This window comes from Vibrio sp. 10N.222.54.E6 (assembly GCF_041473955.1).
Taxonomy (GTDB): domain Bacteria; phylum Pseudomonadota; class Gammaproteobacteria; order Enterobacterales; family Vibrionaceae; genus Vibrio; species Vibrio tasmaniensis_A.
Genome location: NZ_JBFRTD010000057.1, coordinates 1 through 3,163, shown reverse-complemented (window position 1 = coordinate 3,163; position 3,163 = coordinate 1). Strand labels below are relative to the sequence as shown.

The 3,163-nt window shown below is 50.1% G+C and carries 4 protein-coding genes; all 4 read right to left on the bottom strand.

What is annotated here, in order from left to right; translation table 11 throughout:
- Positions 1 to 413, bottom strand: a 413-nt coding sequence (gene traF, locus AB4513_RS24105; protein ID WP_170962747.1) for a conjugal transfer protein TraF, incomplete at its 3' end; no start/stop codon positions are given.
- Positions 414 to 436: 23 nt separating this feature from the next.
- On the bottom strand, positions 437 to 2,164 hold the full coding sequence (traN, locus tag AB4513_RS24100) for a type-F conjugative transfer system mating-pair stabilization protein TraN (protein ID WP_102258462.1): 1,728 nt from the start codon (positions 2,162 to 2,164) through the stop codon (positions 437 to 439).
- A 36-nt stretch (positions 2,165 to 2,200) separates the two neighbouring features.
- Positions 2,201 to 2,914: a type-F conjugative transfer system pilin assembly protein TrbC gene (trbC, locus tag AB4513_RS24095; protein ID WP_102258463.1), complete on the bottom strand. Its 714-nt coding sequence runs from the start codon at positions 2,912 to 2,914 to the stop codon at positions 2,201 to 2,203.
- A gap of 13 nt (positions 2,915 to 2,927) precedes the next feature.
- Entirely contained in the window at positions 2,928 to 3,158 is a 231-nt protein-coding gene (locus tag AB4513_RS24090; protein WP_081008191.1) for a hypothetical protein, read from the bottom strand.
- Between the last annotated feature and the right edge of the window lie 5 nt (positions 3,159 to 3,163).

Here is a 3,163-nt window from a genome sequence, read left to right as displayed (position 1 = left end):
TGTCTTGCCGCTTGCTCTGTCGGATGGTCTTTGGTGTAAGAGAACTCAGGTCTTTCGAGCAGCAGCGCTTTAAAGGTCATGCCTAATTGGTCGGTTTGGTCCGTGATAAAATGATTTAACGCTAAAAACTTCGCGAGCTTGTCTTTATCTTTGGGATGAATGGCCGCGTCGTTTTGCGCTTCAATATGCACAGAGTGAAACCAGGCCATCTGTTCGGTCGCCGATAACGTTTTAGGGCTTGATACGGTGGTTTGAGTGTTGCTTGGTAGCGGCTTAGGTTTGGGCGTTACGGGCATTGCCTTTGGCTCGTTGTACCAGCGCCACCCAGGAGGGGTTTCTTGAGCAAGAGCTGGATGGAGGTGAGTCAGCAGCGCTAGGGTAATGACGCAAAGCAGAGGTTTTTTCATCATCATAGACCTTGATTCCGTGGAGGCGGTTATCCGCCCGTGGCACTTTGAAGTCGTTTCTTGATTTCATCAAAGTTGGGGAGGTTGGTGTTGGCACGCATTTCCGGGTAGAACTCTTTAAAATCAATGTATTCAAAATTGATTTGACCCAGTTCTTCGGGCGTAATAGCGGCGCAGGTGGGATTTTTAGCACTGCCTAACCGTTTACCCAGTTGCTGAAGAGACCCTTGCTCTTGGATGATTTTGGCCAGCTTGTTGTCGTAAACGCAGTAACTGCGCTTTTTACGGGTGCAGACACCCAGCACTTTCTTGGCGCAGTATTGCCCCACGTACAGGGTTAAGCCTTTCTCTTTGGCTTCCCCCAGCGCTTCTTCCGCTTCGCTGCATTTCGCTCCCAATCCTTGCCCCCATCCTGAGTCTTTACAACAATCGTTGAAGCCCGCGAGTTTCTTACTGCATTTCATCGGCTTTCCCGTGAATATTTTGGGTGGGTCGCCGATGTCTTTCACGGCTTCGGCAAGCCCTGCCAGTGCCGCAACGGACTTATCAAAATTGTTATTCAATTTGGGCGCCTCCTCGTAACACTCCCCGTCAAGACAGAAGGAGTGCTCCCCACATTGCAGATCAGTGGCTCGGCATGTCTTCTCAACACAACGCTTTGTGACCTCTTGCTCGATGCACACCCCATTTTGCTTAAGGCTGCAATGTTGAGTTTGAGTCGTACAGTCTTTCGGGAGGTTTGCGCAGGTATTAGGGCGGTTACAATGATGGTCTATCCGATATTTCCAACAATTGAGCGTGGTGGGAATACCATTAATGGTGCGGGTGGCTCGACCTTCAATGCATTGCTGATGAGTGACATTGCACGAGTTCATCAGGCGGCATTGTGTTCGCCAGGTCATGGTGTTCTTGATGCAGTTCCCGCCGGATAAGGTGAACCCGTTTGAGCAGCTTAGCGTGGCTTTTTTCGTTTGTGTGGTGGGTCGACAAATCTCGTAGCGTTTATCCCAGTGTTCGCTCGCTTGCCAATTAACGTGATAGGTCTGTTTTAACTCGCCAAGCGTGTAGCCTTGATTGGGAGAGACTTGCTTCCCGCCCCATAAATACGTGGTTCCTGACGATGAGAAAATGCCATCACCTCCCGTTTGCCTCACATAATGTTTATTATTGTATCGGCATTGTGGGAAGGGGCGTTGGCAATCAATCCCTTGTTTTGTCCAGCCGGATGGACAACGGTAGCTCACCTTGCTGGTGACCACGGAGGCGACAGGGACTTTGTCACACGGGACCGGGTTGTGAGTCGGTCGGTGACATTGTTTTGTGATGTTATCGATGACGCATTGGGAGCCGCTCTCACAATCCACATAGGCATTTGAGAGACCATGAGTGATTTCAAAAGCATTCTCTTGGCCAAGTAAGGCAAAGCGCATCGCCGGGTCGTCTTTAATATCGGGTCGACCTTTATTGAAGTTCGCGTTGATGTCTTGAGCCAATCCATTGGTCACAAACTCTGTCCCTTTTTGTGCATTGATCTCACTGTCTGACAGTGTGGATTCTTTTGGACTGCGGATCTCTTTTCGACACGTGGCGTCTTTGCAATAGTCATCGACATTGAGCGGAAGCGCATGAGGCGTGAGAGCTTGGCTTGCCGTTTGTTTCGCCCAATTGGCGCTCTCGGTAAAGGTGTGTTGTTCGCTGGCAAGAGCGAGAGTAGATAAAAAACTGAGCGTGAGCGCAGCCCAGAGGTCAATGCGCATAAGGAGCACCTCATCAAAAGTTGGGGTGAGAGAGGGTTATTGGGCATAGAGCGTGCGCAACAGTGGATGAATGTTTTGCTGCGCATCCCCGGCCGCGAGGTAATCCAGAGCTTGGTAAAGTGAAATGTTGCCGTAAAGGATGTCGTAGTCACTGGCTTTGCAAGGCTGCTTAGGTAAGCAGCGGTTTTGTTTGACCGAAACAAAGGCCGGTACGCGATGAATATCAAATTGCTTAAACCAATCAGGGCTGATGGAAAAGCCGCTTTGAATGGGCGCCTTATTGGGGGAGCGTATCAAGGCCTCGATCCGCTTGGCCGTGGCCGGAAAACCTTCAGGTAAGACACCGCGTATCACCAGTGGCACACCTAAGTGCTCACTTTGCATCAGAAGCTGTTTGAGCGCGGTCTTGGGCATGGTGAGTGAAACAAACACCATTACCCCTTTTGGGGCTTGGTCAGGGTGGCGCGTGGGCTTTTGTCGCCCCAATAAGGGGGACAGGCTCTCATCTTTTATCAAATCTTGAACATTGCGGCTGAGAGTCAGCGCTTCTTCTCGATAAGCCTGGGCTTTATTTTGTATGTCGTCAGTGGACCCCGCCTTCGAAGCCTCCGGTTGTTGAGTCATTTCTTGCTCAAGCTTGGCAAAGGCTTTGAGCTCTTGCTCAGTGTAAGCCTGGGTGGGTAACGCAATAAAAAAACACAGAAAAACAAGTGAGCGTCCAAAGGCGCTCTCAAAAGATGGAATGGTCATAGTAGCCCCTTAATTATGGCCGCTGAAAGGGTGGGTAGAGGGTGTGAGCGTTTTGGAAGCTGATTGACAGCACCTTACGAGCATTGAGATCGCGACAAAACGAGAAGCAAAACTGCGAGAGCGGGAAACAGCAGTAAATGTGCTTGTTGTTGGCGAGCTCTGTTTTTAAAAAATCGGTAAGGGAGTCAGGGTGACTGGCAATAAATAGGTCCGTTTCATTTTTGTGGGGAAGAATGGGCATCATCGCGT

Excerpts from the sequence above, each read along its gene's own strand:
- traN (WP_102258462.1), bottom strand. The coding sequence starts at position 2,164 with ATGCGCATTGACCTCTGGGCTGCGCTCACGCTCAGTTTTTTATCTACT.
- trbC (WP_102258463.1), bottom strand. The coding sequence starts at position 2,914 with ATGACCATTCCATCTTTTGAGAGCGCCTTTGGACGCTCACTTGTTTTT.
- AB4513_RS24090 (WP_081008191.1), bottom strand. The coding sequence starts at position 3,158 with ATGATGCCCATTCTTCCCCACAAAAATGAAACGGACCTATTTATTGCC.